The 15,484-nt window shown below is 64.2% G+C and carries 28 protein-coding genes; all 28 read left to right on the forward strand.

The window, feature by feature from the left end; all coding sequences use genetic code 11:
- Nucleotides 1-142: 142 nt before the first annotated feature.
- Nucleotides 143-445, forward strand: a complete 303-nt coding sequence (locus IPK59_03885) for a helix-turn-helix domain-containing protein (protein ID MBK8157949.1) — start codon at nt 143-145, stop codon at nt 443-445.
- A gap of 53 nt (nt 446-498) precedes the next feature.
- Nucleotides 499-1,314, forward strand: coding sequence for a ParB N-terminal domain-containing protein (locus tag IPK59_03890; GenBank protein MBK8157950.1), 816 nt, complete (start codon nt 499-501; stop codon nt 1,312-1,314).
- Between the two features lie 240 nt (nt 1,315-1,554).
- A complete protein-coding gene (locus IPK59_03895; protein ID MBK8157951.1) occupies nt 1,555-1,767 on the forward strand; it encodes a hypothetical protein in 213 nt (70 codons plus the stop codon).
- Between the two features lie 64 nt (nt 1,768-1,831).
- Nucleotides 1,832-3,880 (forward strand): Mu transposase C-terminal domain-containing protein, encoded by a 2,049-nt coding sequence (locus IPK59_03900; GenBank protein MBK8157952.1) that lies wholly within the window; start codon nt 1,832-1,834, stop codon nt 3,878-3,880.
- A 78-nt stretch (nt 3,881-3,958) separates the two neighbouring features.
- Entirely contained in the window at nt 3,959-4,711 is a 753-nt protein-coding gene (locus tag IPK59_03905; protein MBK8157953.1) for an ATP-binding protein, read from the forward strand.
- Complete coding sequence (locus IPK59_03910; protein MBK8157954.1) at nt 4,711-5,355, forward strand: hypothetical protein; 645 nt, start codon at nt 4,711-4,713, stop codon at nt 5,353-5,355. The genes IPK59_03905 and IPK59_03910 overlap by 1 nt, the downstream gene beginning before the upstream one ends.
- Nucleotides 5,352-5,717 (forward strand): transcriptional regulator, encoded by a 366-nt coding sequence (locus tag IPK59_03915; GenBank protein MBK8157955.1) that lies wholly within the window; start codon nt 5,352-5,354, stop codon nt 5,715-5,717. The genes IPK59_03910 and IPK59_03915 overlap by 4 nt, the downstream gene beginning before the upstream one ends.
- Nucleotides 5,718-5,723: 6 nt before the next feature.
- A complete protein-coding gene (locus IPK59_03920) occupies nt 5,724-5,975 on the forward strand; it encodes a hypothetical protein (GenBank protein ID MBK8157956.1) in 252 nt (83 codons plus the stop codon).
- A complete protein-coding gene (locus tag IPK59_03925; GenBank protein ID MBK8157957.1) occupies nt 5,972-6,379 on the forward strand; it encodes a hypothetical protein in 408 nt (135 codons plus the stop codon). Before IPK59_03920 ends, IPK59_03925 begins: the two co-directional genes overlap by 4 nt.
- Nucleotides 6,376-6,567, forward strand: a complete 192-nt coding sequence (locus IPK59_03930; protein MBK8157958.1) for a hypothetical protein — start codon at nt 6,376-6,378, stop codon at nt 6,565-6,567. The genes IPK59_03925 and IPK59_03930 overlap by 4 nt, the downstream gene beginning before the upstream one ends.
- Before the next feature lie 125 nt (nt 6,568-6,692).
- Nucleotides 6,693-7,352 (forward strand): DUF3164 family protein, encoded by a 660-nt coding sequence (locus tag IPK59_03935; GenBank protein ID MBK8157959.1) that lies wholly within the window; start codon nt 6,693-6,695, stop codon nt 7,350-7,352.
- Nucleotides 7,353-7,579: 227 nt separating this feature from the next.
- A complete protein-coding gene (locus tag IPK59_03940) occupies nt 7,580-7,810 on the forward strand; it encodes a hypothetical protein (protein MBK8157960.1) in 231 nt (76 codons plus the stop codon).
- Entirely contained in the window at nt 7,803-8,111 is a 309-nt protein-coding gene (locus IPK59_03945) for a hypothetical protein (GenBank protein ID MBK8157961.1), read from the forward strand. Before IPK59_03940 ends, IPK59_03945 begins: the two co-directional genes overlap by 8 nt.
- Before the next feature lie 9 nt (nt 8,112-8,120).
- A complete protein-coding gene (locus IPK59_03950; GenBank protein ID MBK8157962.1) occupies nt 8,121-8,426 on the forward strand; it encodes a hypothetical protein in 306 nt (101 codons plus the stop codon).
- 1 nt (nt 8,427) lies between these two features.
- Nucleotides 8,428-8,652, forward strand: a complete 225-nt coding sequence (locus tag IPK59_03955; GenBank protein ID MBK8157963.1) for a hypothetical protein — start codon at nt 8,428-8,430, stop codon at nt 8,650-8,652.
- Nucleotides 8,649-9,290, forward strand: coding sequence for a hypothetical protein (locus IPK59_03960; protein MBK8157964.1), 642 nt, complete (start codon nt 8,649-8,651; stop codon nt 9,288-9,290). Before IPK59_03955 ends, IPK59_03960 begins: the two co-directional genes overlap by 4 nt.
- Complete coding sequence (locus IPK59_03965) at nt 9,287-9,967, forward strand: regulatory protein GemA (protein ID MBK8157965.1); 681 nt, start codon at nt 9,287-9,289, stop codon at nt 9,965-9,967. Before IPK59_03960 ends, IPK59_03965 begins: the two co-directional genes overlap by 4 nt.
- Nucleotides 9,964-10,362, forward strand: coding sequence for a hypothetical protein (locus IPK59_03970; GenBank protein MBK8157966.1), 399 nt, complete (start codon nt 9,964-9,966; stop codon nt 10,360-10,362). Before IPK59_03965 ends, IPK59_03970 begins: the two co-directional genes overlap by 4 nt.
- A 139-nt stretch (nt 10,363-10,501) precedes the next feature.
- Nucleotides 10,502-10,744 (forward strand): hypothetical protein, encoded by a 243-nt coding sequence (locus tag IPK59_03975; GenBank protein ID MBK8157967.1) that lies wholly within the window; start codon nt 10,502-10,504, stop codon nt 10,742-10,744.
- A 2-nt stretch (nt 10,745-10,746) separates the two neighbouring features.
- Nucleotides 10,747-11,409 (forward strand): hypothetical protein, encoded by a 663-nt coding sequence (locus IPK59_03980; protein ID MBK8157968.1) that lies wholly within the window; start codon nt 10,747-10,749, stop codon nt 11,407-11,409.
- Nucleotides 11,409-11,885 (forward strand): DUF1353 domain-containing protein, encoded by a 477-nt coding sequence (locus IPK59_03985; protein MBK8157969.1) that lies wholly within the window; start codon nt 11,409-11,411, stop codon nt 11,883-11,885. The genes IPK59_03980 and IPK59_03985 overlap by 1 nt, the downstream gene beginning before the upstream one ends.
- Nucleotides 11,882-12,304 carry a cell wall hydrolase gene (locus IPK59_03990; GenBank protein ID MBK8157970.1) on the forward strand — a complete coding sequence of 141 codons (423 nt, stop codon included), beginning with the start codon at nt 11,882-11,884 and terminating at the stop codon, nt 12,302-12,304. The genes IPK59_03985 and IPK59_03990 overlap by 4 nt, the downstream gene beginning before the upstream one ends.
- 65 nt (nt 12,305-12,369) lie before the next feature.
- Nucleotides 12,370-12,537, forward strand: coding sequence for a hypothetical protein (locus IPK59_03995; GenBank protein MBK8157971.1), 168 nt, complete (start codon nt 12,370-12,372; stop codon nt 12,535-12,537).
- Nucleotides 12,530-12,745: a TraR/DksA C4-type zinc finger protein gene (locus tag IPK59_04000; protein ID MBK8157972.1), complete on the forward strand. Its 216-nt coding sequence runs from the start codon at nt 12,530-12,532 to the stop codon at nt 12,743-12,745. The genes IPK59_03995 and IPK59_04000 overlap by 8 nt, the downstream gene beginning before the upstream one ends.
- Nucleotides 12,746-13,072, forward strand: a complete 327-nt coding sequence (locus IPK59_04005) for a DUF2730 family protein (GenBank protein ID MBK8157973.1) — start codon at nt 12,746-12,748, stop codon at nt 13,070-13,072.
- Nucleotides 13,069-13,371 carry a hypothetical protein gene (locus IPK59_04010; protein ID MBK8157974.1) on the forward strand — a complete coding sequence of 101 codons (303 nt, stop codon included), beginning with the start codon at nt 13,069-13,071 and terminating at the stop codon, nt 13,369-13,371. The genes IPK59_04005 and IPK59_04010 overlap by 4 nt, the downstream gene beginning before the upstream one ends.
- Before the next feature lie 3 nt (nt 13,372-13,374).
- Nucleotides 13,375-13,905, forward strand: a complete 531-nt coding sequence (locus tag IPK59_04015; protein ID MBK8157975.1) for a DUF3486 family protein — start codon at nt 13,375-13,377, stop codon at nt 13,903-13,905.
- Nucleotides 13,902-15,470 (forward strand): hypothetical protein, encoded by a 1,569-nt coding sequence (locus IPK59_04020; GenBank protein ID MBK8157976.1) that lies wholly within the window; start codon nt 13,902-13,904, stop codon nt 15,468-15,470. Before IPK59_04015 ends, IPK59_04020 begins: the two co-directional genes overlap by 4 nt.
- Nucleotides 15,471-15,484: the final 14 nt, after the last annotated feature.

Raw genomic sequence — 15,484 nt, forward strand, 5'->3', positions numbered from 1 at the left:
TCGCAAAAAATCGCGATCCATATAACTCGGAACTCGAATATCTGTTTACACGACTCGCAGATATTCGATACTGTTTGTAGGTTCCTACAACAAACCACCCGCAAAAAGCCGGCCTGGCAGGGCCGGCAAAATTGGAACCGAGATGGCACTGAAAACGAAGGACCGGGCGCCCCACTGGGTACGCTTCATGCTCAACCAGAAGGGCCTCACTTTTGCCCTTATCGACCGCGCCCAGGGTTTCCGGGCAGGCATTGCGTGCCTGACTTGCCGGCGCCCCTGCGCGGCGGCCGAACAGGCAATCGCCGACGCCCTTGGCCTCGATCCCAGAGAGATCTGGCCGTCTCGCTTTGATCCCCGAACCGGTGCCCGGCTCAGTCCGCAACCTATGCAGAACTATAGGGATCGGCACCGCCTCGGCACCAGTCAAAAAGCAAAGGCGGCTTAGACCATGGCTTCAGCAAATTTGACCCCCTCCACCCTGTCGCTCCGGGTGCCGGCATGAAGGCCCTCGGCCTTCAGGAGATCGACGTCGCCTTGATTGACGTCGGCCCCCGCCTCCGCCCCGTAAACGAGGCCTATGTGGCCGTCCTGGCCGCCAACATCGGCCAGCAAAAGCGCCTCCGTCAGCCGATCGACGTCCGGGTCGGCAAAAGCGGCCGTTATCGGTTGATCGCAGGCGCCCACCGCCTGGCCGCCGTGACCCAGATTGAGTGGTCGAAGATCAGCGCCTTTGTCTACGAGGCGAACGACGACGAAGCCCGGATGGCCGAGATCGATGAAAACATCGTCCGGCACGAGCTAAATCCGCTCGATCGAGCCATGTTCCTGGCCGAGCGGAAGAAGATTTATGAGCGCCTTCACCCCGAGGTGAAGAAGGGAGCCCAAGGCGGACGCGGCGGGCAGCGGAATGAAAGCGACATCGTGTCGTTTTCAAAGGAAACGGCCGCCCGCGTCGGCCTGTCGGAGCGCGCCGTGCAGCGCGCCGTCTCGATCGCCAACGGCCTGACGGTGGAGACCCGCAAGGCGATCGCCGGAACGTCCTTCGCCTTGAAGCAGGCCGAGCTGATCGCCCTCGCCAAACTCACCGCTCCCCAACAGCAGAAAGTCGTTCGGCTCCTCCTTGCCGATAACGCCAAGTTTCGGTCAGTGCGACAGGCCGCCGACAGCGTCGCCGGCCGGACGGCAAAGCCGGTCGATGGCTTCGCCCGGCTGGTCACCGTTTATCGGCACGCGACAGCCGCCGAGCGCCGTCAGTTCCGCGCCTGGCTCACCAAAGAGGGCGAGCTGTCGACGGGCAAGAAGGAGGCGGCATGACCCGCCACCGCAAAGACGGCAAGACCCTCGACCTGCTGGCCTGGGAGCCGCCGGTGCCGACGCGTGCGTTCGAGCCGGAGAAGATCAGGGCATCCTCGCTCCGCGCCGGAATTTCAAAGGCGACGTCGGCAGCGTTGAAGGAATGCGGCCGCTCGCGCAACGAGACGGCCACCTTGATGTCGGAATGGCTCGGCGAAAGCGTCTCCGAGCACATGCTGAACACGTTTGCCAGCGAAGGCCGTGAAGATCACGTCCATTCGCTTCCTCGGCATTTGCCATGCCACCGGCGACGCCCAGCGCTTGCTGCAGGCGCTCGCCGATCACTTCGACTTGGCGGTTATCCCGACCAGGTTCGTGGCTGCGATCGAGGAAGCGATCCTCACCGAAAAAATCGAAGAGCTGCAGCAGCGCAAGCAATTGTCGCGCGGCCGCTGGAAAGGGCCACGGGGCTAAGAGCATGGGGTCGGTATCGGGGGAACTTATGGTCCAAAATCAGGAATGGTTTTCGGCCGCTCAATTGGCAGAACTTCGTCTGCCTGGTGTGCCGGCATCCGAACGTGGCGTTCGCAAGAAGGCTGCGGCCGAGGGCTGGGCGACGCGGGAGCGCGACGGCAGAGGCGGCGGGCAGGTCTACCATGTCTCGACGTTGCCCACGGCAGCACATGTCGCGCTGATGCTGAAGCTCTCGCCGCCGGCGTCCGCTCCGGCGACTGACGCGCGCAGCGAGCTGGAGCGCGATGAGCTGTGGCGCTGGTTCGAAGCGCAGCCGGAGACGAAGAAGGCCAAGGCCCGCGAACGGCTCGAAATCCTGGACGCGGTGATGGCGCTCTACCAGACCGGCATCCAGAAGGACATTGCCGTGGTCGAGGTCGGCCGTCATCGCGGCATCGGCGCGTCAACCATCTATAGCTGGCTGACCCTTGTCGCCGGCCGGGAGCGCGCCGACTGGCTCCCCGCCCTTTGCCCACGCCATACGGGCCGCACCGCGACGATCGAATGCCATCCCGACGCCTGGGACATGCTGAAATCCGATTACCTCCGCAATGAGGCGCCGAATTTCAGCGACGTCTACGGCCGCGTGAGCCGCGCCGCAAAGGCGCAAGGCTGGGCGGTGCCGTCAGAGCGCACCCTCCTGCGCCGCCTACAGGCCAGCGTGGCGCCGGCCGTCATCGTGTTGGCCCGCGAGGGCACCGACGCCGTCAAGCGCATGTATCCGGCTCAGGAGCGCGACCGGTCGGTCTTTCACGCCCTGCAGGCGGTCAATGCGGACGGCCATCGATGGGACATTTGGGTGGAGTGGCCGGACGGCGAAGTCGCCCGCCCCTGCATGGTCGGTTTTCAGGATCTCTATTCCGGCAAGATCCTCTCCTGGCGCGTCGATAAGACGGAAAATTCGTGGTGTGTGCGCCTTGCCTTCGGCGACCTGGTCGAAGATTTTGGTATCCCGGAGCTGTGCTGGTTCGATAATGGCCGCAACTTTGCCAGCAAGTGGCTGACCGGCGGCACGCCGAACCGCTATCGCTTCACGGTGCGCGATGATGAGCCGGCCGGCATTCTGACACAGCTCGGGGTCGAGATCCGCTGGGCCCTGCCTTACAGCGGCCAGTCAAAGCCCATTGAACGCGCCTGGCGCGATTTCGCCCAGGTCATCTCTCGCCATCCGGCCTTCGCCGGCGCCTGGACCGGCAACAGCCCAATGGACAAGCCGGAGAATTATCGCTCCCGCGCCATCAAGCTCGACGACTTCCTGAGGATCGTCAAATCGGAGATCAACGAACATAACGCCCGCACCGGCAGGCAGACTCGCGTCTGCAATGGTGTCTCCTTCGACGCCGCCTTCACCCGCTCCTACATCGAATCGCCGATCAGGAAGGCGACCGAGGAACAGCGCCGGCTCTGGCTGCTAGCGGCCGAGGGTATCTCTGTCTCCGAGCGCGACGGCACGCTCCGCCTGATGGGCAACCGGTATTGGGCCGACTTCCTCCACCTCTATCGCGGCGAGAAGATCGCGGCGCGCTTCGATCCGGACTTTCTACATGACGGACTCCATGTCTACCGGCTCGATGGCGCCTATCTCGGCCACGCGACGGTGATCGAGGCGGCCGGCTTCGACAATGCCGACGCTGCCCGCGAGCATGGCCGGCAGCGCAAGCGGTTCCTCCGAGCGCAGCGCGACATGCTGGACGCCGAGCGGCGCATGTCGCCGGCGGCCGTCGCCGACCTGGTCCCGCTCAATCATGGCCCATTGGACACGCCGGCAGCGACCGTCGTGCAGTTGCCGCGCCCGGTCCACGATCTCAAACGGACGCCGAGCCAAGAGGTCACGCCCGATCAGGAGCGTCGGCGCGAAGCCCTAATTGCGGAGTTCCGACGACCCGATGCACCCGAGGCGCCGCGCGACGAGAAGGCCGAACGCTACGAGCGCGCCATGCGCATCGAGCTGGCGATCGCCACCAACGGCGACGTCGGCGACGGCGAGGTGAAATGGCTGGAAGGCTATCGCACCACCGCCGAATACCAGGCCAAGCAAAAGATGAGAGGGGATTTCGAGCAGGTGATCGCGTAGCGCCAAGCCTGGTCGAGAAAGTGGCGGCCCACCCCTGGCAGGGGCGGCGCCGCCGGCATTCAGCAAACGAGGAAAAAGATGAACGCTTCAAAAAACAACGTCAAGACCCACGCCTCCGGCACAATCGCGCCGCTCTCAAACGTCGCACTCTTCACCGAACTCCTGGAGCGCGTCACCGCGCGCCACCGGAACCTGCCCGGCATGGGCGCCTGGTATGGCTGGTCCGGCCTCGGCAAGACCGTTTCTGCTACTTACGGCGCGCAGCGTTTCCGTGCCTACTACATCGAGGTCGGGTCGAGCTGGTCGCAGGCGAAGTTTTGCAAATCGCTGCTGACGGAGCTGGGTGTGGCCGCGCGCGGCACCATCGCCGAAATGGTCGAGACCATCATCACTATGCTGGCCGAGACAAACCGGCCGCTGATCATTGACGAGTTCGACCACGTGGTGCGCCGGGGCTTCGTGGAGATCGTCCGCGAGATCCACGACAAGAGCGGCGCACCCATCATCCTCATCGGCGAAGAGTATCTGCCGGACAAGCTGAAGGTCTTCGAGCGCTTCCATAACCGTGTCCTCGATTGGGTGCCGGCGCAGACCTGCGACATCGGCGACGTCGCCGAGCTGGCCGGCATCTATGCGCCCGGTATCACGATCGCCCCGGACTTGGCCGGCTTCATCCTCACCAAATCCGAGAAGCGCGCCCGCCGCATTTCGGTGAACATCGATCGCGTGCGCGAGCAGGCGGCGCTCAACGGCTGGGCCTCGGTCGACTTGAAGACCTGGGGTGATCGACCGCTATTCACAGGCTTGGCCCCGGTGCGGAGGGCTGTCTAATGGCCCGCCATGCCGCCGACGTCATGGTGCAGATCACCGCTCGGGTGCCACGGGGCAACCAGGGCTTCTGGGAGATCATCCGGGATCTGCACCGCAAAAAGAAGCGCTGGACGGTGCTGGATGTAGACGGCCACAGCAACGTGGCCCTGGGCACTGTCAATGACTTCGTTCAACGGCTCTTAAAGGGCGGTTACATCGTCCGAGACGGCGCTTTCGGCAAATCCGCGGCCTTCCGCCTGGTCAAGGATCAGCCCGACGCACCATACCTGCGCCGCGATGGCACGGCCGCCCGCGAACTCGGCCTCTGCCAGGATCAAATGTGGCGCGCCATGAAGATGCTGGCGCGCTTCGATGCCCGCGACCTCGCCCTCTACGCCAGCACCGAGGACGTGCCGGTGAAGCAGCTCACCGCGAAGAGCTACATCGCGCGCCTGTACCGGGCCGGCTATCTGATCATGGTGACGGAAGGCAAGCCCGGCCATCGCCCCGGCACCGGCACGCTTGCCACCTATCGCTTGCTCCCCGCCATGAACACGGGGCCTCTCGCCCCGCAGATCCAGCAGACCGATTGGGTATGGGATCCGAACAAGCGCTTGGTGATGGGGCCGGAGGCGGTCGCCTCCCAGAAAGGCGGCCGCTCATGAGCCACGTCGCCAATGCTGCCGACGCGTGGGGCGATGCCTTGCCCGATTGGGTGAAGGCGCTCGCCGCCAAGGTTGACGAGACCAGCCTCTCACGTTGCCGCGTCCTGGTCGGTTATTCGGCCGCCACCATCAGCTACGTCATTCGCCGCCGCTATGACGGCGACATGGCCGCCGTTGAAGAACGGGTGCGCGCCACCTTGATGGCCAGCACCGTGATCTGCCCGGAGGTCGGCGAAATGTCACTCGCCTCCTGCATCGAATGGCGCCGCCGCTGCGCCGACTTCAAACCACTCAGCGGCCATCACCGCAAGATGCGCGACGCCTGCGCTCTCTGCCCTCGCAACGCCGGAAAGGGGAGCTAACCCCACATGCTTTCGTCCGAACTCAACAACCTCGCCCGCCAGATGGAAGACGCCGAACGGCTGAAGTCCGGCCGGCCGGTCGACACCGCCGCCGTCGCCAAGAAGCTCCGCATCCTCGCCCTCGGGGTCGAGAGCCTGGAGGCAATCACCGTGCTGCCCAATGCCCGCGTGATCCCGCTGGAGGCGCGCGCACTCTCCCTCGCCCCAGCCGTCATGGGCACGGCCATCACGCGCGTTATCGAAGAGGTGAAGCCATGACTGAAATCAGCCTGAAGGGTACCACGCTTTCCGCCGAGCTGCTCTTCCTGGCCGCCTCGATCGAACCCAATGAAGCGTTCGAGCTGACCGGCGAGCAGTGCGAAGGTACCGCCGGCTTTCTCGACCACCTGATCAAATGGGCGGAAACGGTCGAAGAGACCGTGGGCGATAAATGCAAACCAATCGCCTTCTGCATTCAGGGCCTCGCTGATTTCTTCCACGCGGCCCACGAAGCGGACGGCATCTCTCTTGATGCTGACGCTCGGCACAAGCTGCGCACGAGTGCAATGGCGACCTACCACCTCGCCAAGGAGGCCGAGGGCCTGGCGCCGTTCGAGATCCGGTTTCCCGATTGGCGCATGCCGGCAGAAGCGCCGGCCAACGACCAGGTCGCCGCCGGATGACCACCTGGCCCTTCGCTGCGGGCGACGAAGTGCTTGCCCCGACCCCGGACGGCATCAGGCCAGGCGTCGTGGCGACCTTCCGCCTGCGCGAAGGGCGCCAGATCTGCAACGTCAAGCTAGGCGAGTTCCGCATCATCACGGTCGATGCCGAAAATCTCCGCCTGGCCAACCAGGAGTGCCGCCAATGACCCGGCAATTCCCCCACACCCGCATCTTCCTCAGTGGCTCGGTCATGTCGTACCGGCCACGCCGCCGGCGCGGCTTCCGCGCCTTCATCGCCCGATTGCTTCGGGCCATTTTCTAGGAGCCTTCAATGAACGCGACCGACCTCAATCTCTATCAGTTGCCCGTGCCACCGGTGGCGGTACCGGAGGGCTATCGCATGGACGGTAAGGGCCGCATGGTGCACGTGGCAGCGATCAAGCCGCAAGAGCTGATCGAAGACGAGATGGTGCGCAAGGTGATGGCCTTCGCCTGCGATCTCGCCAACCAGCTTCGCCGCTTCCGAAACCACGTCTTTGCGGACTCCGAGAACTTCCAGGCGTTGCTGGCGCAGGAGTATGGCGTCAAGAAGCGCGGCGCGCGCGGCAAGGGCAACCTCACCTTCATGACCATCGACGGCTTGATGCGCATGCAGATCCAGGTCGCTGACCATCTCGCTTTCGGCCCGGAGCTGCAGGCCGCGCGCGCCATCTTCTCCGAATGCATTGAAGATTGGAGCGCCGGCGCCCGCGCCGAGCTGCGCAGCTTGGTCGACGAGGCCTTCGAAGGCGACAAGGAGGGCAACATCAGTCGCGACGCCGTCTTCCGCCTGCTGCGGTTGTCGTATGAGGATCCGCGCTGGAAGGCCGGCCAGACCGCCATCCGCGACAGCATTCGGGTGATCGGGTCTAAGGCCTATTGCCGCTTCTACATCCGGCCGGCTCAGGATGCGCCCTGGCAGGCCGTGCCGATCGACCTGGCGGCAGCGTGATGCATGGCTGGAAAATCCTCTCCCTGCCCAGTGATTGGCTGCAAGGAACTCCGCAAGCACGGGAGGCTCCCGTGCCTCACACATTGGCGCCGCGTCACCCGCAAGGCCCAGCGCTCCGTCTGGTCCACCTGGGACGCCTTTCAGCACGCGAGGGGCGACGATCGGCGGCCAGCGCTGATCCAGTACCGGGGGGCGGTCAACGCGGCGATCGCCGAGGCGGGTGGCAAATGTTGACCCGCTACGTCAACGTCGCCTGCCGGTACATCTCCGACCGCACCGGCATCAACGTCTGCTACGAGCTGCGCCTCCGCGTCACCGGCCAAACCAATGAGCAGATCGCCGAGGCGGCGATCCAGGACAGTGACGTCCGCGTGGCCGCCCTTGCCCGTGAACTTAACGATCATTTCCGGCCGCTCGACGACACCGAGGGTGTCTTTGTGGAGGTGAACGATGCCTAACCGCTCTCAGACGACGGCAGCACTCGATCTTGCCTGCTTGATGCAGCGCCTGCAGTGCCGCCGGCCGCTTCTCTCGCCGAACGAACGCGAGGATCTCCGGCTTTATGGCCTGCGCGCCCTAGCGGCGCTCAATGGCCACGATTTGCCGAAGGTCGACACGATCGACGAGGAGACCGCCCGCATGGCGTTTGAAGCCCTCTGCAAGGCCATCGTGGAGACCGGTCTCACGAATGCCGACATCGTGACCTGGTTCAACGACAGCGCCGGGCTGCGGACGGCCATTCAACCATCGACGCATTGAGGCCGGGCCATGAACGCCATGACGAAGTGGCAGGGCCGTGACCATCTCACCTGCGCCAGGCTGCATGCCCGTCGTCGCCTCTGGGAACGCCACGGCGTCGCGATGAATGAGGGTGAGCAGATCGCGCTGGAGCGCCGCCTGGTCGCCGGTGAATTTGAGTGGGCGGCTGACCTTGCCGGCTTCGCTGTCGCCTTCGCCATCCCATTGCGGCCCGGCCTAACCGTCTACGCGGTCTTCAGCATCGCGCTTTGGGCGATCGTCACCTTCCTTCCTTCCCTGGCTTGGGTCCGCCGCAAAGCGATCAGGAGCGCCTGACATGCCGATCGGCACAGGACATTGGATCGTCATCGAAGTCGCCTTCGGCCGTCGCCCCAACGGCGCTCGCGACATTCGCTTCGGGGAAGTTATGGCCGGCGAGTTCGAGGCAATGCGCATGGAAGACGCGGCCCGCGAAGAGGCCAGCAACCGCGCAAGGCAGAACCCAGGCCGGACCTTCGCCGCCGTCGAGATGGCCTTATATGCCGAGGAGCCGGTTCGATGAACGATGACGAAATTCTGAAGCGTGCCCGCGTGATCCGCACCGCGAGGTCGAAGATCAGGCACAAGGAGCGACTGGCCGTCATCAATGCCAGATGCGCGCAGACCGGTTTCGAGTGGCCACGCGGGCGCTTCGCAGTCTTCTACGCGGACCCGCCTTGGGCGCACGAGATCTGGGGCGACGCCGGCAAAGAGAAGGCGGCCGAGGCACATTATCCGGTCATGTCGATCGAGGATATCATGGCGCTCGACGTGCCCTCGATCGCCTATGACGACGCCTTTCTCGGGGTGTGGGCGACGAAGGAACATCTGGCCGATGCGGTCGACCTCGCCCGGCATTGGGGTTTCAAGGTCGTTTCAAATGCGGCCTGGCGCAAGAACACCCTCGGCCTTGGCCGCTGGCTCCGCGATCGCCACGAGCTGCTGCTGATCTGCATTAAAGGCGAGATGCCGCCGCCTCCACTGGGCGAGGCCGTTGAAAGCGTCATCGACGCCGACACCGCCGGCCATTCCGTCAAGCCTGCAATCTTTCGCGAGATCATCGGCCGGTATTTCCCCGGCCTGCCGAAGATCGAATTGTTTGGACGGGGCGAAGCGCCCGAGGGCTGGACCTTCTGGGGCAACGAGGCGGTGAACCCATGACGGCCGCGCCAAAGTACGACCGCTATTCCGATGGCGCCCGCAAAGGGCTCATTGGCAAGATCCACGTGGCGAAGAGCCAGCTCGGCCTGGACGATGCCACCTATCGCGCCGTTCTGGAGCGCGTCACCGGCAAAGCCAGCAGCAAGGAATGCTCATTCGGCCAGCTCGAGGAACTCCGCCGTGAATTCGAACGCATGGGCTGGAAACCCGTGCGCGTCGGACCGCGCCGCGCCGGCAAGCGGCCACTGGCCGATGGTGACCTGGCCTTGAAGCTCCGCGCCCTCTGGCTCTCCGGCTATCATCTTGGCGTCATCCGGGAACCGGCTGAAGGCGCCTTGGCGGCATTCGTGAAGCGGGTGACCGGCGGCCGCGACCGTGGCGTCGACGCGCTCCAGTGGCTGACGGCGGCCGATGCCAGCAAGGCGATCGAGGCATTGAAGGCGATACTGGCGCGGGAGGCCGACGTTGAATGGAAGGACAATCCCCGCGCCGCCGTCATCCGCGCGCAATATCAGATCTGCGTGAAGCGCGATCTGGTCACGCACGCGTCGATCGAGGCGTGGTGCGCCGCGCATGGCTTCCCTATGATCCTGACGCTCGCCGACGATACCGACCTTGACCGCTTGATCGCGCGCCTCGGCACGGTGATCCGGGTGAAAGCGGCTCCGGCGAAATGACCGACAAGGTGCAACGCCCATTTCTGCCGGCGGTGCTGACGGAGATCCGTGAGCGCTTCGACTGGCAGCTCGCGATCGATTTTGCCGATGCCTATGGCGGGCAGCGACTCTACATTCCCGAGCAAGCGACGGCCGTCCACGGCATTGCGCAGAAGTTCGGCGTCGAGCTGTTGGCCTTCCTGGTCGATCGGTATGGCGGCCGCACCGAGATCACGGTGCCCATGGGGCCAACCGGCAGCTTCCAGGCGCAACGCGCACTTATCCGTACCCTCTTGATGGACGGCCTCAGCAACGGCAAGGTGGCAAAACTCGCCCGCTGCCATATTCGCACCGTCGAGAATGCCCGCGCCAAGCTGCGCAACGAAGCCGACACTGCGCAGTTGAAGCTGATCTAATCCCCCTGTAGCCTCCCAATCATCGCTTCCCCGCCGCCCCACCGAAAGTATTCGGCGGCCCCCTCCCCAAGGTCACGCCGCTAATCTCGCAACACAGTTTCAGCCCGCGTCGGGCATCACTGCTTGTTGGGAGAGCACCATGCTGCAGATGTTGTCACCGACCGCGCAAAGCACGGTGGTTGCCGGTGGGACCGCCTACTTGTCTCTGGCGCCGAACCTCACGGCGCTAACCATGTATCGCTTTCACCTCGACACCTTGCCACCGGCCGTCGCCGATGCCGCCGCCAGCGTGATCACGACGGGTTGGACTGGAATCGCCATGGTGGCGGTCGGTCTCTTCAGCCTCGGCATGTCTCGCTTGAACGCAGCACGGGGAAGCTGACCATGCGCAGGGTTTGGGAAATCCTCGGCCGGTGGTTCACGCCGTTCACCGCCTTCCTGATCGTTGCCCTCGTGGTGCTGAGCCTCGGCGGCTGCACCACCAACCGCGCCCTCGACGCCGTGCAGGATGCCGCCGCCGAAGATGGCACACTGGCAAAGCGGATGGCCGACAGCCTGCTGGGCGAGGTGTCCGGCATGGATCATCGTGCGGTCCGCATGTGTATGATCGCTGCCGTCGCTAGCGAACTGGTCCAGTATCGGATGACGAAAGAACCCGAGCAGGCCATGATGGGATACGGCCAGATTGCCGCCCTGGAGGCTGTCGTCGATCGATTCGAGCATGCCGACAGTATGTGGCTCAACACCGAGATTGCCCAGATCACGCTTACCATGACGTCGATCATGGTCGAATCCGCCAAGGACCGCATTCCGAAGCTGCTCTCGAATTTCGCGGGCGGCGTCAACGTCCTCGGCCTGCTCGACCGGGCGGCGATCGCCGCCGGCCAGGGTACGCTGCTCGCCGCCGGTATCCAGGACATCAAGGAGCGCGTCATCGCTCTGAACAACAACACCGCCAATCCGAGGGAGTCGATGTACGCCTGCCGCGCCAGGCTGGATCTCAACCAGGATCGCGTTCAGGCCATGATTGGCGTCGGCTCACCCTGATGTTCCTTCCATCTTCCGCCTTTAGAAACGTCGCCTTCGAAACGCCGCTCCGCATCGAGCGGGCGATCGAGGCGGTGCGCCGTGATGGCGCGCGGGTCGAGGCGATCCTGCTGGCGCCTTACCGCGTTTCGTTCGACTGGAGGAATAGCCGATGGTCGTTGACCGTGCCCGCCGGCTTCAAGGCGGCGCCTTCGGTTCCGCCGGCGCTCCACGGCATCGTGCCATTCTGGGGAGCGCTGTTCGAGGCGTCGATCTGCCACGACTACGCCTACTGGACTCGCTGCTTCGATACCGACGACAGCAAGGGCGGACGATCGCACGCCGACGCGCTACTCGCGTCTCTCATGCGTTCTGGTGGCGCCGACTTCGCCGACACGGCCGAGGTTTACACGGCGGTCAACGCGTTCGGCGGAAGCCATTATTTCGTCAACGCCTACCAGCCCAAGAATGGTCTTAAGTTGGAGAGCGGCAAATGAAGCACACAGCGGCAGATGCCGACACCCTGGCGCGCACCGTCTTCGGTGAGGCACGCGGCGAAAAGCGCGAGGGCCAGACTGCCGTCGCCTGGGTTATCCGGAATCGGGTCGAGATGGATCTCGGCAATGATGGCAAGCCGGATTGGTGGGGCGAAGGCATCCAGGGCGTTTGCAAGAAGCCCGGCCAGTTTTCATGCTGGCTTAAATCCGATCGGAACGCGCGCATCATCCAGGCGGTGACAATTGACCATCCGGTCTTCCGTCAATGCCTACTGGTCGCAGACGACGTGCTGCGCAATGCCGTCGCCGATCCGACCATCGGTGCCACCCACTATCACCATCACGCCATCAAGCCTGCCTGGATCAAAGGCGCCACCGTCACGCGTCGGATTGGTGCCCACATCTTCTCAAGGGCGTGAAGTAGATGTCTCTCCGGGCCAGAGGCTTCACGGCAGGTTGCGACGCCTGCGGTACGGAGCTGGAGGTGCCGGCGCTCGACGACGCCGAAGCCCGCCGGCTCCTGGGCCTCCACGGTTGGCAGTGCGGTGAGCTGGACCTCTGCAAGAAGTGTGTAAAGGGCCGCGACGCCGGGGCGGACGGCATTCTATTGCTGATTGACCAAGCCAAGGCGCGCAAGACCGCCCATGGCTGACGAGATGGACCAGGTGCAGCGGTTGAATGAGTTTCACCGCGACCGAGCTTTGGAGGCCCAGCAACGGCGCGTCAGAGTTGATGCTGCCGAGCCCGGCCGGAAGGACTGCCGGGATTGTGGAGAGACGATTCCGGCCGCGCGTCGACGGGCGCAACCTAACGCCAGGCGCTGCCGATCGTGCCAGGACGACTTTGAACAGGGGAAGTGAGTGGAACAATATTTGCAGATCGCCGCCATTGTCGTCGGCTTGCTGAACCTCCCGATCGCCTGGTTCCTCTGGTCTCTGCGCAAAGCGTTTGCGTCGAAAGAGGAAGTCGCCACCTTGCGCACCAAGCAGGAGCTGCTGGCGAAGCAGCTTGAAGGCGTCCCGAGCGGCGGCGACATCGCGAAGCTGCAGGTGCAGCTCGCGGAGATCCATGGCGATCACAAAGCCCTGAGCGCGACAATGGAAGGCATGAAGGATTCGATGGACGGCGTGAAGGGCAGCGTCCAGTTGATCTCTGAGCACCTCTTGAACGCGAAGGTCAAAGGATGAGTTTCCAGCAACACGTCACCGAAAAGCGCCGCCTCACCTTACTGCATTTGCTGAGGGAGAATGGCGGGGAGTGCAACGACAGCGTCTTGCACACCGGCGCCGTCAATCTCGGCTTTCCGCTGACCACGCGGGACAATGTCCGTGAAGATCTGCGGTTCCTCCACGAACATGACCTTGCCAAGGCGGAGATGTACGGGCCGGTGATGGTGGGCAAGCTGACCGAGCGCGGCCTCGACTCTGCCGAAGGCCGGGGCGGCCGCATCGACGGTATCGCCCCGCCCCGACCGGTCGCGCGGTGACCTATGGGCCGTCCCTCAAAGATTGACCGCCTGCCATCCGAGCTGAAAGAGCTAATCGGCACCCTGCGTAAGGATGGCGCCACGATCGACGAGATCCTGGCGAAGCTCCGCGAGCTGAAGCCGGACCTCGACGTGTCGCGCACCGGCCTTGGCGAGCATGTCCAGAAGATCGAGGAGATCTCGGCGAAGATCCGGGAGTCCCGCACCGTGGCCGAGGCACTCGTTTCCCGCTTCGGCGATGAGACCGACACCCGGACGTCCCGGCTCAACATCGAGCTGATGCATTCGATCGTGTTGAAGACCGTCACCAGCGGCGATGCCTCGGCCCTCGATCCGGGCGAGATCATGTTCCTGGCGAAGGCGCTGCAGCACCTATCGTCGGCCAACAAGATCGACGCCGACATGGTGGCGCGGATCAAGAAGGAGATGGCGATCGCCGCCAGCAAGGCCGTCGAGAAAGTCGCCAAGGCCGGTGGCATCTCCAAGAAGACCGTCGAGGATATCCGGGCGGAGATTTTGGGGCTGGCAACGTGAAACTCGATCCAATGGCCGCAGCGGCCGCCTCCCAGGAAGACGAGCTGGCGGCCCTCAAGGATCTCGGACCATCCGAGATCCTTCTCCGTTATCAACGACTGCTGCTGGAAACCGTCTCGGTCGAGGCGCTGACCGTCGCGGAGAAATCCCGCCGCATCGGTTACACCTGGGGCATGGCGGCGCATTCGGTCACCGTGGCGGCCGCGCAACGCGCCGCCGGCGGCATGGACGTCTTCTATATCGCCTACGAAAAGGAAATGACGCGGGAGTTCATCGACACCTGCGCCACCTGGGCCAAGCACTTCAACATGGCGGCCTCCGACGTCGAAGAGACCTTGTGGAAAGACGGCAAGGATGACGACGGTATTCTCGCCTTCCGCATCATCTTCGCGTCCGGCTTCGAGATCGTTGCCCTGTCATCGAGCCCGCGTGGCCTGCGCGGCCGCCAGGGCCTGGTCATCATCGACGAGGCAGCCTTCCATGACGATCTTGATGAGCTGCTGAAAGCCGCCCTGGCGCTCCTGATGTGGGGCGGCCGCGTCGTCGTCATCTCCACTCATAACGGCGCTTCAAATCCGTTTAACCGGCTGCTGGAAGATATCCGGTCAAAGCGACGCAAGGGTGCCGCGATCCGCGTGACACTCGACGACGCGCTCGCGGACGGTCTCTTCAAGCGGATCTGTCAGCGCAAGGGCGAAGCCTGGACGGCCGAGGCGGAAGCCAAATGGCGCCAGGACGTGGTCGACTATTACGGCGACGCCGCCGACGAGGAGCTGTTCTGCGTCCCGCGTGCTTCCGGTGGCCAATGGTTGCCGCGCCCGCTGATCGAAGCCCGCATGGAAGCCGGCATCCCGATCGCGCGCCTCCGCCTGGAAGATGATTTCCTGTCGCCGCAAAAGAGCGACGCCTGGCGTGCGCAACAGATCCAGGAGTTCATCGACCGGGAGATCGCGCCAGCACTCCAGGCAATCCCGCCCGAGCTGTTCAATTACTTCGGCCAGGACTTCGCCAGGTCGAGCGATCTCTCCGTCATGTGGGTCATGTCACTGCTCGGCACCCTCGTGCGACGCACCGACCTGGTGATCGAGCTATCCAATGTACCCTTCGCCGAACAGGAGAGGATTTGCTTCTTCGTGCTCCGGGCCTTGCGCCGATTCCAGAAGGGCGCCTTCGACGCGACCGGGAACGGTGCTGCCCTGGCCGAGGCCGCACGGCGCGAATTCGGCGAGGAGCGGATCGAGGAGATCAAGCTCAGTCAAGACTGGTACCGGGTCAACATGCCCCCGTACAAGGCGGCCTTTGAAGAGGCGGCGATCATTCTGCCGAAAGACGCCGCAATCCTGACCGATCACGAGCAATTCATTCTCGACAAGGGCATCGCCCAGCTCCGGCCGGTGCGGACGCAGTCGCAGGGTGGCGTTAAGCGTCACGGCGATTCAGGCATCGCTGGCGCGCTCTGCCATTACGCCAGCCGCACCATTGGTGACGACATCGGCTATCAGGCCGCGCGCCACCCGGCCGGCTTCACCCGCACAGGTCTCAGCCGCGGCCCCAGGGCCTGGTAGAAGGAATCATCAAC

This window comes from Rhodospirillaceae bacterium, from assembly GCA_016712715.1.
Classification (GTDB): Bacteria; Pseudomonadota; Alphaproteobacteria; order Dongiales; family Dongiaceae; genus Dongia.

Excerpts from the sequence above, each read along its gene's own strand:
- IPK59_03955 (MBK8157963.1), top strand. The coding sequence starts at position 8,428 with ATGCCGATCGGCACAGGACATTGGATCGTCATCGAAGTCGCCTTCGGC.
- IPK59_03960 (MBK8157964.1), top strand. The coding sequence starts at position 8,649 with ATGAACGATGACGAAATTCTGAAGCGTGCCCGCGTGATCCGCACCGCG.
- IPK59_03890 (MBK8157950.1), top strand. The coding sequence starts at position 499 with ATGAAGGCCCTCGGCCTTCAGGAGATCGACGTCGCCTTGATTGACGTC.
- IPK59_03930 (MBK8157958.1), top strand. The coding sequence starts at position 6,376 with ATGACCACCTGGCCCTTCGCTGCGGGCGACGAAGTGCTTGCCCCGACC.
- IPK59_03985 (MBK8157969.1), top strand. The coding sequence starts at position 11,409 with ATGTTCCTTCCATCTTCCGCCTTTAGAAACGTCGCCTTCGAAACGCCG.
- IPK59_03970 (MBK8157966.1), top strand. The coding sequence starts at position 9,964 with ATGACCGACAAGGTGCAACGCCCATTTCTGCCGGCGGTGCTGACGGAG.
- IPK59_03935 (MBK8157959.1), top strand. The coding sequence starts at position 6,693 with ATGAACGCGACCGACCTCAATCTCTATCAGTTGCCCGTGCCACCGGTG.
- IPK59_03980 (MBK8157968.1), top strand. The coding sequence starts at position 10,747 with ATGCGCAGGGTTTGGGAAATCCTCGGCCGGTGGTTCACGCCGTTCACC.
- IPK59_03945 (MBK8157961.1), top strand. The coding sequence starts at position 7,803 with ATGCCTAACCGCTCTCAGACGACGGCAGCACTCGATCTTGCCTGCTTG.
- IPK59_03975 (MBK8157967.1), top strand. The coding sequence starts at position 10,502 with ATGCTGCAGATGTTGTCACCGACCGCGCAAAGCACGGTGGTTGCCGGT.
- IPK59_03915 (MBK8157955.1), top strand. The coding sequence starts at position 5,352 with ATGAGCCACGTCGCCAATGCTGCCGACGCGTGGGGCGATGCCTTGCCC.
- IPK59_04015 (MBK8157975.1), top strand. The coding sequence starts at position 13,375 with ATGGGCCGTCCCTCAAAGATTGACCGCCTGCCATCCGAGCTGAAAGAG.
- IPK59_03920 (MBK8157956.1), top strand. The coding sequence starts at position 5,724 with ATGCTTTCGTCCGAACTCAACAACCTCGCCCGCCAGATGGAAGACGCC.
- IPK59_04000 (MBK8157972.1), top strand. The coding sequence starts at position 12,530 with ATGGCTGACGAGATGGACCAGGTGCAGCGGTTGAATGAGTTTCACCGC.
- IPK59_03910 (MBK8157954.1), top strand. The coding sequence starts at position 4,711 with ATGGCCCGCCATGCCGCCGACGTCATGGTGCAGATCACCGCTCGGGTG.
- IPK59_03925 (MBK8157957.1), top strand. The coding sequence starts at position 5,972 with ATGACTGAAATCAGCCTGAAGGGTACCACGCTTTCCGCCGAGCTGCTC.
- IPK59_03990 (MBK8157970.1), top strand. The coding sequence starts at position 11,882 with ATGAAGCACACAGCGGCAGATGCCGACACCCTGGCGCGCACCGTCTTC.
- IPK59_03950 (MBK8157962.1), top strand. The coding sequence starts at position 8,121 with ATGAACGCCATGACGAAGTGGCAGGGCCGTGACCATCTCACCTGCGCC.
- IPK59_03905 (MBK8157953.1), top strand. The coding sequence starts at position 3,959 with ATGAACGCTTCAAAAAACAACGTCAAGACCCACGCCTCCGGCACAATC.
- IPK59_04010 (MBK8157974.1), top strand. The coding sequence starts at position 13,069 with ATGAGTTTCCAGCAACACGTCACCGAAAAGCGCCGCCTCACCTTACTG.
- IPK59_03965 (MBK8157965.1), top strand. The coding sequence starts at position 9,287 with ATGACGGCCGCGCCAAAGTACGACCGCTATTCCGATGGCGCCCGCAAA.
- IPK59_03940 (MBK8157960.1), top strand. The coding sequence starts at position 7,580 with ATGTTGACCCGCTACGTCAACGTCGCCTGCCGGTACATCTCCGACCGC.
- IPK59_03885 (MBK8157949.1), top strand. The coding sequence starts at position 143 with ATGGCACTGAAAACGAAGGACCGGGCGCCCCACTGGGTACGCTTCATG.